General features: G+C 55.3%; 21 protein-coding genes. 4 read left to right on the plus strand and 17 right to left on the minus strand.

Features of this window, described 5'->3' with window-relative positions; translation table 11 throughout:
* Positions 1-19 precede the first annotated feature (19 nt).
* The gene (gene recO / locus VHE34_RS19970) at positions 20-760 is read left to right on the plus strand and encodes a DNA repair protein RecO (protein ID WP_325590935.1); all 741 of its coding nucleotides are present in this window, start codon (positions 20-22) and stop codon (positions 758-760) included.
* Here recO and VHE34_RS19975 read toward each other — a convergent pair.
* Positions 757-1,944, minus strand: coding sequence for an amidohydrolase family protein (locus VHE34_RS19975; RefSeq protein WP_325590939.1), 1,188 nt, complete (start codon positions 1,942-1,944; stop codon positions 757-759). The genes recO and VHE34_RS19975 overlap by 4 nt on opposite strands.
* A 49-nt stretch (positions 1,945-1,993) precedes the next feature.
* Between VHE34_RS19975 and prfA the strand changes: the two genes are divergently transcribed.
* Entirely contained in the window at positions 1,994-3,058 is a 1,065-nt protein-coding gene (gene prfA, locus VHE34_RS19980; protein ID WP_325590942.1) for a peptide chain release factor 1, read from the plus strand.
* 547 nt (positions 3,059-3,605) lie between these two features.
* On the opposite strand, the gene VHE34_RS19985 is transcribed toward prfA, so the two are convergent.
* The 7 genes from VHE34_RS19985 to VHE34_RS20015 all read right to left on the minus strand — a co-directional run bounded on the left by VHE34_RS19985 (position 3,606) and on the right by VHE34_RS20015 (position 7,300).
* Entirely contained in the window at positions 3,606-4,031 is a 426-nt protein-coding gene (locus VHE34_RS19985) for a VanZ family protein (protein ID WP_325590946.1), read from the minus strand.
* Positions 4,032-4,059: 28 nt separating this feature from the next.
* A complete protein-coding gene (locus tag VHE34_RS19990) occupies positions 4,060-4,605 on the minus strand; it encodes an anti-sigma factor domain-containing protein (protein ID WP_414709910.1) in 546 nt (181 codons plus the stop codon).
* Between the two features lie 218 nt (positions 4,606-4,823).
* Positions 4,824-5,372: an RNA polymerase sigma factor gene (locus VHE34_RS19995; RefSeq protein ID WP_325590948.1), complete on the minus strand. Its 549-nt coding sequence runs from the start codon at positions 5,370-5,372 to the stop codon at positions 4,824-4,826.
* A gap of 37 nt (positions 5,373-5,409) precedes the next feature.
* On the minus strand, positions 5,410-5,790 hold the full coding sequence (gcvH, locus tag VHE34_RS20000; RefSeq protein ID WP_325590951.1) for a glycine cleavage system protein GcvH: 381 nt from the start codon (positions 5,788-5,790) through the stop codon (positions 5,410-5,412).
* A gap of 67 nt (positions 5,791-5,857) precedes the next feature.
* Positions 5,858-6,583, minus strand: a complete 726-nt coding sequence (locus VHE34_RS20005) for a peptidylprolyl isomerase (protein WP_325590954.1) — start codon at positions 6,581-6,583, stop codon at positions 5,858-5,860.
* Positions 6,580-6,948 (minus strand): hypothetical protein, encoded by a 369-nt coding sequence (locus VHE34_RS20010; protein ID WP_325590956.1) that lies wholly within the window; start codon positions 6,946-6,948, stop codon positions 6,580-6,582. The genes VHE34_RS20005 and VHE34_RS20010 overlap by 4 nt, the downstream gene beginning before the upstream one ends.
* Before the next feature lie 19 nt (positions 6,949-6,967).
* Positions 6,968-7,300 carry a YbjQ family protein gene (locus VHE34_RS20015; RefSeq protein WP_325590958.1) on the minus strand — a complete coding sequence of 111 codons (333 nt, stop codon included), beginning with the start codon at positions 7,298-7,300 and terminating at the stop codon, positions 6,968-6,970.
* Between the two features lie 52 nt (positions 7,301-7,352).
* Here VHE34_RS20015 and serS point away from each other — a divergent pair, with 52 nt between their 5' ends.
* Complete coding sequence (gene serS / locus VHE34_RS20020; protein ID WP_325590960.1) at positions 7,353-8,627, plus strand: serine--tRNA ligase; 1,275 nt, start codon at positions 7,353-7,355, stop codon at positions 8,625-8,627.
* Positions 8,628-8,731: 104 nt separating this feature from the next.
* Here the strand turns inward: serS and VHE34_RS20025 are convergent, their stop codons facing one another.
* Entirely contained in the window at positions 8,732-8,935 is a 204-nt protein-coding gene (locus tag VHE34_RS20025; protein ID WP_325590962.1) for a hypothetical protein, read from the minus strand.
* A gap of 41 nt (positions 8,936-8,976) precedes the next feature.
* Entirely contained in the window at positions 8,977-10,956 is a 1,980-nt protein-coding gene (gene gyrB, locus VHE34_RS20030) for a DNA topoisomerase (ATP-hydrolyzing) subunit B (protein ID WP_325590964.1), read from the minus strand.
* A 229-nt stretch (positions 10,957-11,185) separates the two neighbouring features.
* On the opposite strand from gyrB, the gene VHE34_RS20035 reads away from it, so the two are divergent.
* Positions 11,186-12,142, plus strand: coding sequence for an AraC family transcriptional regulator (locus tag VHE34_RS20035; RefSeq protein WP_325590966.1), 957 nt, complete (start codon positions 11,186-11,188; stop codon positions 12,140-12,142).
* Positions 12,143-12,162: 20 nt separating this feature from the next.
* On the opposite strand, the gene hemL is transcribed toward VHE34_RS20035, so the two are convergent.
* Genes hemL through hemA form a run of 7 tightly spaced genes read right to left on the minus strand, consistent with a single transcriptional unit; the run spans position 12,163 to position 19,238 of the window.
* A complete protein-coding gene (gene hemL, locus VHE34_RS20040) occupies positions 12,163-13,446 on the minus strand; it encodes a glutamate-1-semialdehyde 2,1-aminomutase (protein ID WP_325590968.1) in 1,284 nt (427 codons plus the stop codon).
* Positions 13,439-14,416, minus strand: a complete 978-nt coding sequence (hemB, locus tag VHE34_RS20045; protein ID WP_325590970.1) for a porphobilinogen synthase — start codon at positions 14,414-14,416, stop codon at positions 13,439-13,441. The genes hemL and hemB overlap by 8 nt, the downstream gene beginning before the upstream one ends.
* 16 nt (positions 14,417-14,432) lie before the next feature.
* On the minus strand, positions 14,433-15,386 hold the full coding sequence (gene hemF, locus VHE34_RS20050; RefSeq protein ID WP_325590972.1) for an oxygen-dependent coproporphyrinogen oxidase: 954 nt from the start codon (positions 15,384-15,386) through the stop codon (positions 14,433-14,435).
* Positions 15,370-16,413, minus strand: coding sequence for a uroporphyrinogen decarboxylase (gene hemE / locus VHE34_RS20055; RefSeq protein WP_325590974.1), 1,044 nt, complete (start codon positions 16,411-16,413; stop codon positions 15,370-15,372). Before hemE ends, hemF begins: the two co-directional genes overlap by 17 nt.
* Positions 16,410-17,078 (minus strand): uroporphyrinogen-III synthase, encoded by a 669-nt coding sequence (locus VHE34_RS20060; protein WP_325590976.1) that lies wholly within the window; start codon positions 17,076-17,078, stop codon positions 16,410-16,412. Before VHE34_RS20060 ends, hemE begins: the two co-directional genes overlap by 4 nt.
* Position 17,079: 1 nt before the next feature.
* Positions 17,080-18,012: a hydroxymethylbilane synthase gene (gene hemC, locus VHE34_RS20065; protein WP_325590978.1), complete on the minus strand. Its 933-nt coding sequence runs from the start codon at positions 18,010-18,012 to the stop codon at positions 17,080-17,082.
* On the minus strand, positions 18,012-19,238 hold the full coding sequence (gene hemA / locus VHE34_RS20070) for a glutamyl-tRNA reductase (protein ID WP_325590980.1): 1,227 nt from the start codon (positions 19,236-19,238) through the stop codon (positions 18,012-18,014). The genes hemC and hemA overlap by 1 nt, the downstream gene beginning before the upstream one ends.
* Positions 19,239-19,284 lie beyond the last annotated feature (46 nt).

The following is a 19,284-nucleotide window of genomic DNA, read 5'->3' on the forward strand; positions in this document are numbered from 1 at the left end:
AATAAACGTATTTTTATAAGTGCAATTACACAAGACCAAAGGAATCGTCCTCAAGGGGGTGAAATACGGCGAAACGAGTCTCGTCGTCACGATCTATACCGAGCTGTTCGGTATCCAGTCCTATCTTGTCAACGGAGTCAGGACAAACACCCGCAAAGGCCCCGGCAAGGCCAATCTCTTCCAGCCTGCCGCCATCCTCGATCTCATCGTCTACCACAACGAGCTGAAGAACCTCCAGCGAATCCGGGAGTTCAAATGGAGCATCCTCTACCAGCATATCTTCTTCGACGTGATCAAGAATGCCGTTGCCCTCTTCATGGTCGAGCTGCTGCAAAAATGTATCAAGCAGCCCGAACCCAACCCGGAACTGTTCTATTTCATCGAGGACGCCTTCCTGCACCTCGACGCCGCCGATGGCCGCGTACTGGCAAATTTCCCGCTGTTCTTCATTCTCCACCTCGCCGGCTTCTTCGGATTTAAGATCGAGGACATGTACAGCGAGCGGAATTCCTTTCTCGATCTCAAGGAAGGTCAATTCGTGGCAGAACATCCGCAACACCCCCAGGTGCTCGAAGGGTCGCTCAGCTATACCACCGCTCAGCTGCTGCGCGTCCAGCAGCCGGCCGAATTGCAGGAGATCCCGCTCAACCAGGAGACCCGACGGACCCTGCTACTGGCCTATCGGACCTTTTATACGCTTCATGTACCCGATTTCGGCGAGATGCGTACGCTCAACGTGATGCAAACCGTGTTGTCTTAGAGCAGCCGCTGCGGCCTTGCGCCGGCAAGCCGCTGCCCATCCCCTCCTTCGATCAAAACCACACCTGGCTGCTTTCCAGGGACAAAGCTCCCCAGCCCGGCCTCCATTCCCAGCGCGCGGGCCCCATTCAGGGTTGCCCATTGCAACAGCTCTTCAGCCCGCAATGCCGGAAAAGCCCGTTCCAGCGTCTTCAATTCCTCCAACAGGGAAAGCTCATGATTCGAGGCCAGGCTATCCGTCCCCACGACAATCGGATGTCCGCTCCGCACCAGGCCCCCCACATCCGGTAGTTCCCCGCCGATATAAAGATTTGCATTTGGACAGAGACAAAAGGTCAACGCCCGTCCCGCGGCCACCCTCAAATCCACCTCGTTCGTCGTCACATTATGCACTGCAATCACCGGCTGACTCGGGTCGAAATACCCCAGCCAGCTTTCCAGACTCCGCTTGCCCGTTCCCCTGAAAAAAGACACATCCAGTCCAAGCGCGGCATACAGCCGCAGAAATTCCCCCTTCCCCGTGAGCAGGAACTCATTCTCTGCTTCATCCTCCTGGTTATGGATCGTCAGGATACTACCTTTCGCATCACCGGCGATCAATCGGAAAAGGGCCGGCGATACCGAATAAGGCGCATGCGGCACGATCGAGCCGCCGCCCAGTTCCTCCAGCACCCGTAGGGCATGGTCGAACCTCATCCGCGCCCCACCCTCGACAAACCCGATCGTCTCGATAAAATTATGATAGCGTAACCTTCCCTTTCGTTTCTGTTCCACGGTATCGGCCGTATTGCAGATATCACCCACCGCCACGATGCCGCCGGCCAGCATTTCCTCCTCGGCCGCCGCGATCGCCTTCCGGACCGGATCCTGCTCATCGCCAGGCCCGTCTGCGCCACCGCCCGTGCGAGCCGCAGCCCCCCGACCCCGGATCACCGTGCTCAGAAACTCCACAAGACCCGTACCCTCCGGGATAAAACCCCGCATATGAGATAGCTCCAAATGGCAATGACAATTGACAAAGCCCGGACTCAACACCCCCGGATAATACTGCACATCTTCCCCCGCCGCCGCAGCCGGGACCACATCCTGTACCCTGCCTTCAGCGGTGGTAACCAATACGCTGTCCGCCGGTGCAAAACCCTCGCCCGTAAATAAATAATCAGCTTTGAATTTTCGATAAGTCATTCGTAAACATTGTAATTTTGCAGTCCGCCGGACAAGCCGGCCCAAATATATGCTAGATAAACTGGAAGCCATAAAAGCCCGGTTCGAGGACCTTGGAGTTGCTCTGAGCAACCCGGAGATCGTCAGCGATAACCGGAAGTTCAGCGCGATGAGCAAGGAATACCGCAGCATCGAGAAGATCGTCCGTGCCCATGACGAATACAAAGAGCTGTTGGATACCATCGAATTCAACAAGGAAGCCCTGAATGGCGACGATGCCGAACTGCGGGATCTCGCCAAGGCCGAGGCCCCGGGCCTGGAAGAACGCAAGCTCCGGATGGAAGCCCATATCCGGCAGCTCCTGATACCCAAAGACCCGCAGGACGAGAAGAACGCCATCCTCGAGATCCGCGCCGGAACGGGCGGCGACGAAGCCAGCCTCTTTGCCGGCGACCTGCTCCGGATGTATATCAAGTATTGCGAACGCCGGGGCTGGAAGACGGCGATCCTCAGCGAAAGCGAAGGTACCGTCGGGGGTTATAAGGAAGTACAGGTGGAAGTCATCGGCGAAGATGTCTATGGCACCCTCAAGTTCGAAAGCGGGGTTCACCGGGTACAACGGGTCCCCGACACCGAACAGAGCGGCCGCGTCCACACCAGCGCCGCGACCGTGGCCGTGATGCCCGAAGCCGAAGAAGTTGACTTTGAACTGAAGGAAAGCGATGTCAAGATGGAGACCGCCCGAAGCGGCGGCGCCGGCGGCCAGAACGTCAACAAGGTGGAAACAAAGGTATTCCTCACCCATATCCCCACGGGCGTTGTCGTGGTCTGCCAGACCGAACGCAGCCAGCTTGGCAACCGGGAAAAAGCCATGCAAATGCTGCGCACCAAGCTGTATGAGGACCAGGTGCGTAAACAGGAAGAAGAGATCGCCCGCCACCGGAAAAGCCTCGTCAGCACCGGCGACAGGAGCGCCAAGATCAGGACCTACAATTTCCCCCAGGGTCGCGTCACCGACCATCGTATCGGCCTAACGGTCTATAACCTCGACGACGTCCTCAACGGCGAGATCAAGGAGTTCATCGACGCCCTGCAATTCGCGGAGAACGCTGAAAAGATGGCTCGGCAGAACTAATTCAAAACCCGCCAAAGGCCCGCCAGGCTTGATTGCCATGCAATTATAAGGGACTCGCGGTCTCTTGAAAGGTCAGCTTGACATTAAAACGGGGTTAAAAGCAGTAAAAAAAGCAACAGAAAAAAGGGCCTTTCACGTTATTTTAACGGGAGAACATTAAACTTTGCAGTTAGACGTTTGTCTCTATATAAATGGGACAATCCCATCAGTTCTTTAAATAATGTGGCTAAAATTTGCTATAAAGCCGGAACTTTTGTAACTTAAGTAGGGTAATGCTAAATAAATGTTATTACTCCCAAAGAGGGAAACGAAACGCCGGTTTGCATCGTAAATTTGTAGTGTGGATCGGGTGATGAGAGCGACACAACATTGGCACCTGATTTGCGTTATATAAGTTGAAAATCCAGTCTTTTCTATTTGACTCACATAAAGCAGTCAATTTTCTCATAAGCAGTTAGTTTTGGTTACGACCCCTGTTTCTACAGGGGTTTATTTTTTTCAGATCGGGCGAAGCCCGGCCTACCCCGAAGGTTGTATTTTCCCTTACCTAACTTTTATGGCTAAACGCTTCCTCCTTCTTACCCGGCAACAGCAACAGATTACTGAGTCCATAGCCGATGCCCGCTCCGAACATATCAGCAATGATATCCGCAAGATCGTAATCCCTCCCGGGGATCCAATACTTCTGGACGTATTCCATGGCGACTCCAAAGCCATTGGCCAGCAGATAGAAGCAAAAGAAGCCAAGCAGCAGTCTGCCGGAGCGAGACCGGGATGTCGCCAAATAAAGGCTCCACAGAAAGACAAAGCCCCCGAACAGCCCCATATGGACCAGCTTGTCGAAATTGGGTAATTTAAATCCCTGCTCATTGGGGATATAATTGCCGGGAAGACACATCGCAATTATGATCAGCAGGGTCCAGACAATGGGAACATATAACGCCGATAAGTATTTCCTGATAAAACGAGGCATAGTCCGAAAATAGAAAAAAATCCCGTTCCTACTGTGTCAGCATCGTCTTTCCCAGGGATTGCATCTTTTCCAGGGTTGGGCCGGCGCTTCCTCCCTTCTTCTCAATCGTAATGGCAAAAGCCTGCGCCTTTTTCGTACCCTTCATCTGCAGGATCACCTTCTGATCCCGGGCATCGAAAACGCCGAGATCGGTGGGTTTGCCGTCGATTAGCGCCCAAAGCTGGTATTGCTGGTCCGATGGCAGCTCCGGCATGTTCCTGACCACCAGATACACCTTGGAGGAGGTTGAGTCCCAATATACATTGGCCGAGGATTTCGGAGCAACCTTGGTTCCTACCATGTTAACCACCACGGTATTCGAATCGCTGATCGCTTTCTGCTCCCCGATGATCTGCTTTAGGATACTGTCCGTCTCCGTCACCTTGTCCCTGAGCCGGTCATTGGCGCTGCTCAGATCCCTGTTCTCCCGGCGGGTCTGGAAATACAGGTAACCCATGGCGACAAGCAATACAATGGCGGCAGCAACCACGAATCTCAGCACGCCCGAAGACCGGGTGTTTGCTGAATTTTCCATATTGATGATAGCTTTAAAAACTTTCACCTTGACCTCTGGGGGTGGAGGCACCGCATTCTCAGATGCATATGCTTCCAGATTTTCTTCAAACTTCCTGCGTGCCGCGACCAGCTCCGGGTATTCGGCACAAAGCCGTTCAAATTCAGCCCTTTCCGACTGACTGGCCAGACCCATCACATAACTTTCAATGATGCCGCTTTCTATGTATTCTTTTATGTTCACTTTAGAAATTGCCGTAGTAGCAACAACGCGTTCCTTATGCGGGTCTTGACTGTACCCAGGGGGATCGCCATTATCTCCGCAATCTCTTCATGCGTAAAACCCTTGAAGTAAGCCATTTCTACAAGCACCCGATGCTCAGGCCTAAGTGTTTCCAGCACCTTTTTCAAGCCGATGTTATCGACGTTGGGCAGCGTGAATGGATTGGCCGCCTCCTTATATACGTTATCCGGAAGCTCCTGGTTTTTCTGGGAGTTCTGATAGCTTTTAGATCGAAGGGTATCGATGGATGCATTCCTGGCAATATTCAGCATCCAGGTAAAGAGCCGCCCCTTGGAAGGGTCGTAGGTTTCTATTTTCCGCCAGATATTGATGAATACCTCCTGCAGTACGTCGCTGGCCAGCTCGTTGTTATCGACGATGATCTGCTTGATAATGCTATAGAGCGCCCCAGCATAGTGATCATATAGAAAGCCGAATGCCTGGTTGTTCCTCTCTTTCAGGGCCAGCACAAGCTCCTGCTCTGTATAGGTGGTTGGTATTCCCAAGATTTGTGGATGGATACTCTAAAGTAAGAATAAAAGATCAGTGGACGATGTTGCCGTAGGCTGCGGCATCCATCAGCTTATCCAGATCTGCCGGGTCCTTGACGGTCATCTTGATCATCCATCCTTTTCCATAAGGATCGGAGTTGACCAGGTCCGGTGCGGTCGTCAATTCGGGGTTCACTTCCAGGATCGTTCCTGCAACGGGCAGATAGAGATCGGAGACCGTCTTTACCGCCTCGACCGTTCCAAAAACGGTTTCCGCGGCCAGGGCCTTTCCTACCGTCTCCACTTCGACATAAACGATATCTCCCAATTCCTTTTGTGCAAATTCCGTGATGCCGATAACGGCGACATTGTCCTTTTCCAGCCGGATCCATTCATGATCTTTCGTGTAACGCAATTCTTCTGGGAAGTTCATGGTTGTTAAATTTTTATGCTGCAAAGATTAGAAAAAGCCATCGAAAATGATCCCCTTCCGGGATGAATTATTTGTTTCGTGGTATGAGCTTCATTTTCAATATTCTGACATCCGTTTTCGGCCGGTCCAGCGGGGGACCGCCGGTCTCCGACGCCGCGATGGAATCCACCGCTTCCATTCCCCGGATCACCTCGCCAAAGACGGTGTAGGCCTGGTCAAGATGCGGCGATCCCCCGATCTCCTTATACACCTCCCGGTCAGCCGCCGGAATCTTCCTGCCTTTCAGCCGGTAGGCCTCCACCGAGTCCAGACCTGCATCCGTAAATCGTCTTCCCTGCACGATATAGAACTGACTGCCGCTGCTCGCCCGGGTGGGATTGACGTCGTCGTTCTGCCGGGCGGCGCCCACCGCTCCGCGATGATGAAACAGGTCGGGCCGGATCTCTGCCGGTATCGTATAGCCGGGCCCCCCCTTGCCGCCCTGGCTGAGCGGCTTGCCGGGTTCGCCGGTCCGGCTGTTGGGATCGCCCGTCTGGATCATGAACCGGCGGATCACGCGGTGAAACAGCAGTCCGTCATAAAAGCCCGTCTTCGCCAGCAGCAGGAAATTATCCCGGTGTAGCGGTGTACTGTCGGAAAGCCGGATCACAAACGTCCCCCGGGTCGTGATGACCTCCACGTCACGTCCAAGGTCTTTCTTCCGGAGCCCATTCGATAATTTGGGATTGCAAGAGAAAAGCAGGATGAGCCCTGCCGCCAAAAAACCGGAAAACATCCGGGTTGTATGGTTCATAAGCTGTCAGGTTCTTCGCCGATTTCGCTGTTTGAGAAATACAGCAGGATATGATCCTTCATGAAGTTCTCCTGCTCCACGACATTCATCACCGGCAAGGCCTTTAGCTGAATGAAGTGGGGCCAGCCCTGCTCGTCCACGCGGTCAAGCCGGTAATAACCGCTCTGCGCAAAGAGCGTACACACCGCGACATGCATGAGATCCTGCTTCTCTTCCTTGGTGAACTTCTTCCGGATATCCCCGAACTCCTGTACCCCGATAAGGAACAGAAGGGTCTCCATGTCCGGCTTCTTGCCAAAGCGCTCGACCAGCTGTGCTTCCAGGTTCCACCAACGGGCTTGCAGGTCGTCCTGTAATTGTTGCATACCCGCAAAGATACATCATCTACCCTTTTTCCACCACGACGGCCGTCCCATAGGCAAGTACCTCGGTAACTCCGTTCATCACCTCATTGGCGTCATACCGGACATTGATGATCGCATTGGCCCCGCGTTCGGCGGCATTTTGCAGCATGAACCGGAACGCCTCCTCCCGCGTTTTCTCGCAAAGCTCCACGTAGATGGATATCTGTCCGCCGAAGATGGTTTGCAGTCCGCCGGCCAGGTTACCCAGGATGCTGCGGCTCCGGACGGTAATGCCGCGGACAACGCCAAGATTTCGGGTAACGCGATGGCCATCCAATGCGGTACTGGTGGTTACCATGGTAGGGTCTATCATATAAAAGGTTTTGAGATGAAATTACATATTACATTTGCACAAAATTCAGAAAATGTTACAAGTGGCATTTATCCGTCAGAACGTCGACTTTGTAAAGGAAAGGCTGGGTGTCAGGAATTTCGCCGATATCGGACTGGTCGACACCGTCGTCGCCCTCGACGATCAGCGCAGAAAGCTCCAGCTCGAGTCCGACACCACCCTGTCGAAGATAAATGCGGCTTCAAAAGAGATCGGCGTCCTGATGGCAAAAGGTCAGAAAGCCGAGGCGGAACAAAAGAAACAGGAGGTTGCCGCTCTGAAGGCAACACAAGCGCCCATTGCCGAACAACTTGCGGCGGTCGAAGAGCAGCTCAACGACACCCTGGTACGCCTGCCCAATCTTCCGGCCGCCGCCGTGCCGCCCGGCCGCACGCCGGAAGACAACGTGACCATCCGCGAAGGCGGGCGCAAACCCGTCCTCCCCGCCGGAGCCATGGCCCACTGGGACCTCGCAAAAAAATACAACCTCATCGATTTCGAGCTTGGAAACAAGATCACCGGCAGCGGCTTCCCGGTATACATCAACAAAGGCGCAAGACTGCAACGCGCCCTCATCCAGTACTTTCTCGACTACAATACCGCCGCAGGCTATACGGAGTACCAGCCGCCGATCATGGTCAACGAGGCCTCGGCCCGGGGCACCGGCCAGCTGCCGGACAAGGAAGGCCAGATGTACTATGTCGGCGAAGACAACCTCTACCTCATCCCCACCGCAGAGGTGCCGGTGACCAATATCTTCCGCGACGAGATCCTCAAGGAAAGCCAGTTCCCCATCCGGATGACCGCCTATACACCCTGTTTCCGCCGCGAAGCCGGCAGCTATGGCAAAGACGTTCGCGGCCTCAACCGCCTGCATCAGTTCGACAAGGTCGAGATCGTACAGCTGGTAGATCCGGTAAGAAGCTACGACGTGTTGGAAGAGATGGTTCTACACGTCGAACGGCTGCTGCAAAGCCTGGATCTTCCCTATCGCATCCTTCGGCTATGCGGCGGCGATATGGGATTCACATCGGCCATGACCTACGACTTCGAGGTCTTCAGCGCAGCACAGGAAAAATGGCTCGAGGTCAGCTCCGTCAGCAATTTCGAGTCCTTCCAAACCAATCGCATGAAGATCCGCTTCAAGGACGCCGGCGGCAAGACCCTGCTGGCCCATTCACTCAATGGAAGCTCGCTCGCATTGCCCCGTATCGTGGCCTGCCTGCTCGAGAATCACCAGCAGGATGGGTTCATCGCGTTGCCGCAGGCGCTGCACGGGTACTTCGGCGCCGATTCGATCCGTTTATGACAAACATACGGCTGCAGGCCCTTTGCGGCCTGCAGCTAAATTATGTTATGTATGGGGGAAGGGATGTCGGGAGCTGTAAGCTCTACGGTTTATAAGATGGACTATTACCAACCTTGCTTGGCAATACCGGCCTGGATCGCCGCCAGCGCCTTTTCCTCGCCCAGCAACGTCGTCAGCTTATTGCCTTTGCCGTCATGTCCCTGCGCCATATATGCACCCTTTGCGGTCTTGGTGATAACGGCGTCCTGGATAGGCACATTCTTCTCTTTCGTCTTAACGTTGTAGGCCGTAAGTGTTACAGTTGACATATTTAATTCGTTGATTTTAATGCAATAATAAGTATTTTTAGCTACACGTCCAACTTTGCATACTTGGCGTGCGACTCGATAAAGTCGCGGCGAGGCGCTACCTCGTCACCCATCAGCATGCTGAAAATGCGATCGGCTTCCGCGGCGCTCTCGATCGTCACCTGCTTGAGGGTCCGGGTATCGGGGTTCATCGTCGTATCCCACAGTTGGTCCGAATTCATCTCACCCAGACCTTTGTACCGTTGTACGGTAACACTGTCCTCCTTGCCGTTGCCCAGCTTTTCAACCCAGACGCGGCGTTGTTCCTCGTTCCAGGCATAGGACTGTTCCTTGCCCTTTTTCACGAGGTACAGCGGCGGCTGCGCAAGATAGACATAACCCTGCTCCACCATCTCCTTCATGTACCGGTAGATAAACGTCAGGATCAGTGTGGCGATATGGCTTCCGTCCACATCGGCATCGGTCATGATGATCAGCTTGTGGTAGCGCAGCTTGGCGAGATTCAGCGCCTTGGGGTCGTCCGGCGTTCCAACCGTCACTCCAAGGGCCGTGTACATGTTGCGGATCTCTTCGTTCTCGTAGATCTTGTGCTCCATCGCCTTCTCCACGTTGAGGATCTTACCCCGCAGCGGCAGGATGGCCTGGAAGCTGCGATCCCGGCCTTGCTTGGCGGTCCCGCCTGCCGAGTCTCCTTCGACCAGGAACAGCTCGCAGCGATCCGGATCGCGGTCCGAACAATCGGCCAGTTTCCCCGGCAGCCCGCCGCCGCTGAGGACGCTCTTGCGCTGTACCAGCTCTCTTGCCTTTTTCGCCGCCGCTCTCGCCTGTGCGGCCAGGATCACCTTGCCGATGATATTCTTCGCTTCCCGCGGATTTTCTTCCAGGTAATCGTTCAACACTTTGCTGACCGTGGAGTCCACGACACCGGCAACCTCATTATTTCCCAGCTTGGTCTTCGTCTGCCCTTCGAACTGCGGCTCCGGCACTTTCACCGAGATGATGGTACTCAGACCTTCCCGGAAGTCATCCCCCTCGATCTCCACCTTCGCCTTCTCGAAAAGACCTTCGCGATCGCCATAGGACTTGAACACCCGGGTGAGCGCCCGGCGAAAGCCCGCCACATGGGTGCCGCCTTCTATCGTGTTGATATTGTTAACGTAAGAATAGATATGCTCGCTGTAGCTGTCATTGTAGGTCAGGGCTACCTCCACGGCGACATTGGTGGCCTCATCCCGGCCTTCCACATAGATGATCTTCGGGATCAGCGCCTGCCGCCCGGCATTCTTGTCCAGCATATCCACAAACTCCACGATCCCGCCTTCGCTGTAGAAGGTCTTGCTGTAGCTGGTGCCATCCTCTTCCTTTTCCCGCAGGTCGCGCAGCGTAATGCGCACGCCCCGGTTCAGGAAGGCCAGCTCGCGCAACCGGCCTTCAAGGATATCCTTGCTGTACACCGTCGTGATAAAGATGGACGAGTCGGGCCAGAAATGGATCGTCGTACCCGTTTTGTCGCTCGTACCGATCTCACGGACCTCATATTGCGGCACGCCGATCTTATAGGCCTGCTCGAATATCTTGCCTTCCCGGTATACCGTCGCATGCAGATCGGCGCTCAAAGCATTTACGCAGCTTACCCCCACACCGTGCAGACCACCGGAAACCTTGTAGGTGTTCTTATCGAATTTGCCCCCCGCATGCAGGATGGTCATAACCATCTCAAGGGCGCTTTTCTTCTCCTTCGTATTGATCCCCGTGGGAATACCCCGGCCGTCATCCACCACCTCGATAGAATTGTCTTCAAAGATGGTAACCACGATGTTCTTACAATATCCCGCAAGGGCCTCGTCGATGGAGTTGTCCACCACCTCGTATACCAGGTGATGCAGACCCTTGACGCCGATATCCCCGATATACATGGCCGGACGCTTACGAACCGCCTCCAAACCTTCGAGTACCTGGATACTGTCCGCCCCATATCCGTTGCCGGCTGAGGTCAGAACTTCCTGTGTTGTTTCACTCATATTTTTTCGACTGGAAAAGTGTAGTTAACAATAAATTAATAAGGTTCGCAAATGTACGAAAAATAAGGGGGTTGGCCCGTTTTAATATCCCCAAACAGCCCCCTTTTTTCGCCTCTTTTCCAGTCTTTTGCCGGCCCCGTCCGGTCACGGTTTTGTCAAAAAACACCCGGTCTGAACCAATCGGTCTACCCGGACGTATTTATTCCCGGTTTAGAAGTAAATTTGCCGAATGATGACCAAGGTAGCGTACCAGGCTCCGGATATTTTGACGATGGCGTACAAACAACCCGTCATGCAGGATCAATTGATCCCGTTGCAGGAAAAAGACCAGCAGATACCCGGCTCGGTGCAATACACCATCAAACGCTACCGGAAAAATCCCCAATGGTCCCTGGATGATATGGGGATGATGGTCTACAACTACAAAAAAGAAGACCCTTCCCGCAACTATCTCGAGCTCCGCTTCTGCATTGCCGGGAACGTCTACTGCCAGAAGAAAGACATAGAATGCGATTCCTGCAAGCTCGGCGCCAGTCCAGGCTGCTCCGAAAGGATCGATACCGTCGACGTCCTCAACTTCCGCTTTCTGCCCGTTCACCTTTCGCAGTTTGCAAAACCGCGGCGCACCGACAGCACCGTCAGCGAAGACCTGCTCGAATTCCGGCATCCCGCGTCTTTCAGCAAAACCCTCTCCCTCTGCGGCCGGACCCGCCTGGTCCTCGAGACGCTGCTCAACCATAGCTATACCGGCAGCCACGAGAATATCTATATCAATGCCCAGAGCCAGATGCTGCTTCTCTACAGCCTGGAATGCATGGTAGGGGAAAAAGAGGTCGAAGGCTTCCAGTGCAAGTTCCTGGCGAACGAAGCCGACCGCGAAAAGATCGTCCAGGCCCGCGAGATCCTCCTCCAGCACATCGGCGAGCCCCTGACCATCAAGGAATTGAGCCGGAAGGTCGCGATCAACGAATGCTATCTGAAAAAAGGGTTCAAAGAGATGTTCGGCACCACCATCTTCGATTTTTACCAGGGCCAGCGGATGGAACACGCCCGCTACCTGCTCTATGAAAAAGGGCTGAGCGTCACCGAAGTCTCCGTTATGCTGGGCTATTCCTCCATCTCCCACTTCTCCACCGCGTTCAAGAAGCACACGGGCTTGAAACCCTGCGAGCTTTTATTGCATTAACCCGTGTCGTACGGTGGCCGTCACAATTCGGTCAGGCTTTCCTGCGCGGCCTTCACCGTCGCGTCCAGATCGGCCGTAGTCAGCGCATTGTTCAAAAACCAGCTCTCAAACGCCGACGGCGGCAGATAAACCCCGCGCCGCAGCATTGCGTGAAAGAACAATTTAAAAAGCCCGTTATTCGCACCCGAAGCAGACGTAAAGTCCGTCACGGGATGATCGCTGAAATGCACGCTGATCATCGACCCCAGCTGATTGATCCGATACGGCTGTCCCCAGGCCCGGAAGACCTTGTCCAGCCCGTCGCGCAGGTACATCGTTTTTTCCTCCAGCTCCTGGTAGATCGCCGGCCGCCGTTTCAGCTCCGACAACATCGTATATCCCGCGATCATCGCGATCGGGTTACCGCTAAGCGTACCCGCCTGGTAGACATTTCCCAGCGGCGCGATATGCTGCATGATATCCTTTCTTCCGCCAAAAGCGCCAACAGGCATCCCGCCGCCGATGACCTTGCCATAAGTGATCAGATCGGCCCGGACTCCCAGCCGCTCCTGGGCGCCGCCCGGCGCCAACCGGAAACCCGTCATCACCTCGTCGAAGATAAAGACGATGCCTTCGCGGTCGCAGATAGCCCGTAGTCCCTCCAGAAAGCCCGGTTCGGGAAGGATGCAACCCATATTCCCCGCCACCGGCTCTACGATAATAGCCGCGATCGCGCCCGGATAGGCAGCTACCAGCTGCTCCACGCCGGGCAGATCGTTATAAGCCGCGGTCAGTGTGTCCTGCGCTACACCGGGCGTCACCCCGGGTACGGTCTGAATATTGAAAGTGGCTACGCCGCTTCCGGCCTTGACCAGGAAGGGATCTGCATGCCCATGATAGTGCCCCTCGAACTTGATGATCTTGTTCCGCCCCGTAAATCCTCTGGCCAGCCGGATCGCACTCATACAGGCTTCCGTTCCGCTGCTCACCATCCTGACCAGGTCAACTCCCGGGACCATGCTGCGGATCAGCTCCGCCATTTCGACTTCCAGCTCGGTCGGCGCCCCGTAGGAGGTAGAGAGCCCGGCATATTGCTGGATGGCCTTTACGACCGGGCCCCAGGCATGCCCGAGGATCATCGGCCCCCAGGAGGCGATATAGTCGATATAGCGGTTGCCATCCACATCATACAGGTATGGGCCCTCGGCCCGTTGCATGAACACGGGCGTCCCGCCGACGCTGCGAAATGCGCGAACCGGCGAATTGACGCCGCCGGGAATGCTTTGCTGGGCCCGTTCGAATAATTCCTTGCTCTTTTTATACATGCAGCAATTTTACGGCATCTTTTGCAAAATAGGTAGCGATAACATCGGCGCCCGCCCGTTTCAGCGAGGTCAGGGTCTCGATTATCGCCTTTTCCTCGTTGATCCAGCCCATCTTCGCGGCGGCCTTTATCATCGCATATTCCCCGCTGATGTTATAGACGCTGACCGGCACCCGGACGGCATTCTTCACTTCCCGGATGATGTCGAGGTAGGGAAGACCCGGCTTTACCATCACCATGTCGGCGCCTTCTTCGACATCCATCAACGCCTCTTTCACCGCCTCGGTCCGGTTGGCGGGATCCATCTGGTAGGTCTTCTTGTCCCCAAATCCGGGCGCGGAATCCAGCGCGTCCCGGAAAGGTCCGTAAAAGCAGGATGCGTATTTGGCGCTATAGGCCATGATCCCCGTTCCTGTAAAATTGTTTTCCTCGAACGCCTTGCGGATCGCCCCGATCCGGCCATCCATCATGTCGCTCGGTGCAACCCAGTCGGCGCCGGCCGCAGCATGGCTCAGGCTCATCCGGACCAGCGCTTCCACGGTGGGGTCATTGACGATCTCGCCATTCTCCACGATCCCGTCATGCCCATACGAAGAATACGGGTCCAGCGCGACATCCGTCATCACGAGGATCTCCGGGACGGCATCTTTGATTGCCTTGATGCTTCGCTGCATCAGCCCATCGGGATTCCATGCCTCCTTCCCGGTATTGTCCTTCAGCTCGTCCTTGCTTTTTACAAACAGAAGGACACTCTTGATCCCCAGGCCCCAAAGCTCTTTCACCTCTTTTACCGTTCCATCGAGACTCCGGCGGTAATAGCCGGGCATCGAAGCGATCTCCGTCTCGATCCCCTCCCCCTCGTCGATGAACAGTGGTACAATAAAGTCATTCGGTGTCAACACCGTTTCAGCGACCATCGCCCGGATCGCCGGGGTCTGACGCAAAATTCGATTACGTCTCTGCAAATACATATCCTAAAATGTTTTTTTATTTTACCCAATCCTTCGGATGCTGACAGGCATCCAGCAACACCGCCTCCGGACTCCCTTCCTCGGGCTGATAGTCATACTCCCATCTCGCCCGCGGCGGCAGGCTCATCAGGATGCTTTCCGTCCGGCCATTCGTCTTCAGGCCGAACAGCGTCCCGCGATCGTGGATCAGGTTGAACTCCACATAACGCCCCCGGCGGATCTCCTGCCATTCCAGCTCCCGCTCACCATAAGGCATAACCGCCCGTTTCTCAACGATCGGCAGATAGGCGGGCAGAAAGGCATTCCCATTGGCTTGTTGAAAGGAAAAAAGCCGGTCCGCATCTGCGGAATCGGCAGGTCGCAAATGATCATAGAACACGCCGCCGATCCCGCGCATCTCGTTTCCCCGGTGTTTATTGGCGAAATATTCGTCACACCATTGCTTGTATTTCGGATACCAGCCGGTGTCGAACGCGTCCATTGCGTCCTTGAAACTGCGGTGAAAATGCCGCGCATCTTCCCGGAAAAGATAATAAGGCGTGAGATCGGCCCCGCCGCCCATCCATCGGTCGCTCACATTCCCCGAATCGTCATATAGCTCAAAATATCGCCAGTTGCCATGCGTGGTGGGGACATAAGGGTTCACCGGGTGTATCACCAATGACAATCCGCAGGCAAACCAGTTCTTCCCGTCGATCTTCAGCTGCGTACGCATGGTGTCCGTCACCTTGCCCCAGACGACCGAACTGTTCACGCCGCCCTTTTCAAACACCCGCCCGCCGCTCAGCACCCGGGTCTTGCCGCCACCGCCATGCTCCCGTTCCCATTCATCGGTCCGGAAAAGCGCCTGACCATCGAGGTCTTCAAGTGCGGCGCAGATCCGGTCCTGCAGGCCGTGGATAAAACCGATCCAGCGCTCCCGGTAGGATGCCGTCTCGGTCTTGTATAAGGGATTATCGGGCTGGCTCATATTGATAGTTTTTTACCGTTTCGACGAACGCGATGGCGTTCTCCACAGGTACATTGGGAAGGATGCCGTGACCCAGGTTGGCAATATGCGGTCCTCCGGCAAAAGCATCCAACATCGCCCTCACCTCTTTTTCGATCACGGGGATCGGCGACAGCAATTTCGCCGGATCGAAATTCCCCTGCAACGCCACCCGCGGTCCGGCGAGCTCTCTCGCCATCTGCGGCCGGATACACCAGTCGATGCCGAGGCCGTTCGCTCCCGTGGCCGCCATGTTTTCCAGGCTATGCCAGGCGCCTTTGGCAAAGACGATGGTCAACACCTCATCCTTTAATGCGGTGACGATCTGCCGGATATATTGCAGCGACAGCTGTTCGAAATCATCCGGTCCCAGCAATCCGCCCCAGCTGTCGAAGATCTGGACCACGTCCGCTCCCGCGGCTACCTGTCCCCGAAGATACGCGATCGTCGTATCCGTTATCATCTGCAGCAGCCGGTGAGCCGCCTTCGGCTGGGTATAACAAAAGGCCTTGGCCTCGTCAAAGGTCTTGGAGCCCTTTCCCTGCACCATATAGCACAGTAAGGTCCATGGCGCGCCCGCAAAGCCGATCAGCGGCACCCGCCCGGCAAGCCTCCGCTTCGTCAGTCGCAAGGCATCGAATACATAACCCAATCGCTCTTCTACGTCGGGCAGGACGAGGCGGTCCAGATCGGCCATCGATTGTATCGGGTCGGGCAACAGCGGCCCCTTCGATTCTATCAATTGCACCTCCATCCCCATAGCTTGCGGAACGACCAGGATATCCGAGAAGATGATTGCCGCGTCCACCCCTACCTGCTCGACCGGCTGGATCGTTATCTCCGTTGCCAGCTCCGGGTTCTGACACCGTTCGAAGAATGAATATTTCTCCCGCAGGACACGGTAGTCGGGAAGATATCTCCCCGCCTGGCGCATCATCCATACCGGCGTCCGTTCCGTCTTCTCCCCCCGCAGGGTGCGTAGCAATAGATCGTTCTTGAGTGTATTCATATCTTAAAATGGGTGATCAGTTCGTTGATCAATATTTCCTTGTCGGGTTTGCTGGCGATGATGGCCTCTCTGCCTGTTATCGCTTTTACGGCCGCCGCCGTGGTCGGGCCGATGGCGAAATAGATCGTCGCGGCATTCACGGGGTTCGCCAAAAAAAAACTTTCAACTCCGCTGGGGCTAAAGAAAGCGATCCCGTGGTATTCCCGTTCCACCCGCCGCGGTGTGAGCACTGTCCGGTACACGACCCGCTCTTCGACGGCCAGTCCCGCCTGCCGCAGCAAAGACGGCAACTCTTGCCGGCGCAGGTTGCCGCAAAAAAAGACGACGCGCCCTCCGGGGCTGCTTGCAATGATCTTGTTCGCCAGCTCTTCGGCTGAAAAGGCAGTGCCCGTGACTTTTCTTTCCATCCGTTTTTCTACCAGTTGCCGTGTGGCCCCCTCAATACAGAATACCTTCCATTCCGGATCGATCGCCGGCAATGCTTCCGCCGCGTGCTGACTCGTAAACACCACGATCGCGGGTCCGGCAGGCAGCTCACCGGGTTCCAGCAGCTCGATGTGGATGAAGGGAACCGCATCCAATTGGATCCCTCTCCGCACAGCCGCATCAAGAAGCGGAGCAGACAGGGTTTGGGTCGACAAAACAAATATCTCTGGAGGTTCCATCCTATTCTTTCACCGGAGTCTCTGAAGCGCGTATGCGGTCGGCGATAGCCCGCCCGCCATTATTCAGCAATTCTTCGGCCGCCTGCCGGCCCAGGTAATCAGCCCTATCGGCGGGCAATATCTTTTCGATCTCTGCCATCTGCTTCCCATCCAATGAATGGATCTGTCCCCTGAAATAAACATCCCCGTCTTCCACCTCCGCCAATGCACTGATCGGGGTCGAGCACCCTCCCAGCAGCGTCCGCAGAAAATCCCGCTCGATCCGCGTGCAAAGCGCCGTATCCGCATCATTCAACGGCTGACAGGCCTGCAGCAGGGCTTCTTCATCCCGGCTGACGACCACGATGGCGCCCTGCGCCGGGGCAGGCAGCATCCAATCCAGCACCAGGCTGTTCTCGGGGCGCAGATGAATGCGTTCGAGTCCCGCCTGCGCAAAGATAGCCGCGTCCCAGCCTTCTTCGCCCAATTTTCTTAGCCGGGTGTTGACATTTCCCCGCAAATTCTCGATCTGGTGATTCGGATACCGGTGCAGCCACTGCGCCTTCCGGCGGATGCTACTCGTCGCGATCCGCGCTACGCCTTCCCGCATTTGAAGAATGTCGGCGGAATTTTTATACACCAGCAGGTCGTGTACGGGACCACGCTTTAACACGGCCGCTTGCCCGAGACCCCGGGGCAGTTGAGTGGGAACATCTTTCATCGAATGCACTGCAATATCGATCCGGTTGTTCAGGAGTGCGATATCCAGGCTACGGGTGAATACACCTTGTACGCCCATCTCGTATAGCGGGGTCTTCAGATCGATATCCCCCTCGCTCTTGATGGGCACCAGCACCGTGGCAATGCCTTCTGCTTCCAAAAGTTGTTTCACCTGGTTCGCCTGCCAGAGAGCCAGCTCGCTCTCTCTTGTGCCTATGCGGATGGGATTCGGCATCAGCTTCCGATATACTCGTTTATGGCTTGAATATAATGACAGCCGCCTTGGTTGTGCTGGCGCATCCGGGTGGCCATGCCATTGATCACCCGCTGGATCTGTTCGTCCATATCCCCATTGCCGGGGACGGCTTGTGCGGCAAGCCGGGTATATAACGGGTGCGTATGCAGTTCCTTTAATTTCGTTTTGACGGCCTTCAGGACGGGAACATGCTTGCGCATTTCGTACCAGTCCATAAATTCCGAAATATGCTCCGCAAGGATCGCCTTGGCCTTCGGCACTTCGGCCTCGCGTTTTTGCAGCGTCTCATCCTTTATCTTCGACAGCTCATCGACGTTGATCAGCGTCACGCCGGGTAACTGCGCGGCAGTCTTCTCCACATTGCAGGGGATCGACAGATCGATCACCAGCTTGTCGCCTGCTCCTTCGAGATGCGAGCATAACAGCGTCGGCTGCTCCGCATTGGTGGCGACGAGGATGATATCGGTCTTCGCGGCATAGGCGGACAGCTGTTCGAGCGGGGCCGAGCTGACGCCGGTCTCTGCGGCCAGTTCGGCGGCCCGTGATTCGGTACGGTTCATCAGCGTAATGTTGCGCGTACCGAGATAGTCCACCATATTCCGGCAGGTGTTGCGACCGATCTTCCCGGTCCCGATCAGCAGGATTTGTTTGTCGCCAAGGTCGGCAAAATGTTCGCGGATATATTGAATGGCGGCAAAGGACACCGATACGGTTCCACCGCTAAGCTCGGTCTGGTTCTTTACCGATTTGGTGGACTGGAGAACGCAGTTGACAAGCCGGTCGAGAATGGCCCCTACGAATTGCCGTTCGCGGGCGAATTTCACCGCCTGCTTGATCTGCCCGACGATCTCATAGTCGCCGAGGATCTGCGAATCGATGCCGGCCCCGACCAGGAAAAGATGATCGATCGCCTCTGCACCCCGTTTGATATAAGCAATATCGAGAAAGGATTCGTAGTTGCCTTCTGTGGCCGAGCAGAGCAGGGCAGCCAGCTGACGGGCATTGTCGGCAAATCCGTAGATCTCGGTCCGGTTACAGGTGGAAAGGATGAAGAGTTCGGAGAGTTGATGAGAAGGAGCGAGGGTAAGCAGATGGGCGTATTGTTCTTCGCTGATGGCAAATTGCCCCCGGATAGCAGCATCTGTTTTTTTATAATTGATCCCGACTACGTAAAATTCAGAAATATCAGAGGTCCTTGTGCCCATTGCTACGGCTTATTGCTTAACAATAATAACTAACGCAAAGTTACCT

The sequence above is a fragment of the Puia sp. genome (assembly GCF_035546395.1).
Taxonomy (GTDB): domain Bacteria; phylum Bacteroidota; class Bacteroidia; order Chitinophagales; family Chitinophagaceae; genus Puia.

What these genes read in the sequence shown, in the direction of transcription:
- hemE (WP_325590974.1), bottom strand. Translation starts at nt 16,413, where the DNA reads ATGAATACACTCAAGAACGATCTATTGCTACGCACCCTGCGGGGGGAG.
- VHE34_RS20035 (WP_325590966.1), top strand. Translation starts at nt 11,186, where the DNA reads ATGATGACCAAGGTAGCGTACCAGGCTCCGGATATTTTGACGATGGCG.
- serS (WP_325590960.1), top strand. Translation starts at nt 7,353, where the DNA reads ATGTTACAAGTGGCATTTATCCGTCAGAACGTCGACTTTGTAAAGGAA.
- hemL (WP_325590968.1), bottom strand. Translation starts at nt 13,446, where the DNA reads ATGTATAAAAAGAGCAAGGAATTATTCGAACGGGCCCAGCAAAGCATT.
- VHE34_RS20015 (WP_325590958.1), bottom strand. Translation starts at nt 7,300, where the DNA reads ATGATAGACCCTACCATGGTAACCACCAGTACCGCATTGGATGGCCAT.
- hemB (WP_325590970.1), bottom strand. Translation starts at nt 14,416, where the DNA reads ATGTATTTGCAGAGACGTAATCGAATTTTGCGTCAGACCCCGGCGATC.
- VHE34_RS20060 (WP_325590976.1), bottom strand. Translation starts at nt 17,078, where the DNA reads ATGGAACCTCCAGAGATATTTGTTTTGTCGACCCAAACCCTGTCTGCT.
- hemA (WP_325590980.1), bottom strand. Translation starts at nt 19,238, where the DNA reads ATGGGCACAAGGACCTCTGATATTTCTGAATTTTACGTAGTCGGGATC.
- VHE34_RS20010 (WP_325590956.1), bottom strand. Translation starts at nt 6,948, where the DNA reads ATGCAACAATTACAGGACGACCTGCAAGCCCGTTGGTGGAACCTGGAA.
- VHE34_RS20025 (WP_325590962.1), bottom strand. Translation starts at nt 8,935, where the DNA reads ATGTCAACTGTAACACTTACGGCCTACAACGTTAAGACGAAAGAGAAG.
- VHE34_RS19990 (WP_414709910.1), bottom strand. Translation starts at nt 4,605, where the DNA reads ATGGAAAATTCAGCAAACACCCGGTCTTCGGGCGTGCTGAGATTCGTG.
- VHE34_RS19985 (WP_325590946.1), bottom strand. Translation starts at nt 4,031, where the DNA reads ATGCCTCGTTTTATCAGGAAATACTTATCGGCGTTATATGTTCCCATT.
- gyrB (WP_325590964.1), bottom strand. Translation starts at nt 10,956, where the DNA reads ATGAGTGAAACAACACAGGAAGTTCTGACCTCAGCCGGCAACGGATAT.
- VHE34_RS20005 (WP_325590954.1), bottom strand. Translation starts at nt 6,583, where the DNA reads ATGAACCATACAACCCGGATGTTTTCCGGTTTTTTGGCGGCAGGGCTC.
- hemC (WP_325590978.1), bottom strand. Translation starts at nt 18,012, where the DNA reads ATGCCGAATCCCATCCGCATAGGCACAAGAGAGAGCGAGCTGGCTCTC.
- VHE34_RS19975 (WP_325590939.1), bottom strand. Translation starts at nt 1,944, where the DNA reads ATGACTTATCGAAAATTCAAAGCTGATTATTTATTTACGGGCGAGGGT.
- gcvH (WP_325590951.1), bottom strand. Translation starts at nt 5,790, where the DNA reads ATGAACTTCCCAGAAGAATTGCGTTACACGAAAGATCATGAATGGATC.
- prfA (WP_325590942.1), top strand. Translation starts at nt 1,994, where the DNA reads ATGCTAGATAAACTGGAAGCCATAAAAGCCCGGTTCGAGGACCTTGGA.
- hemF (WP_325590972.1), bottom strand. Translation starts at nt 15,386, where the DNA reads ATGAGCCAGCCCGATAATCCCTTATACAAGACCGAGACGGCATCCTAC.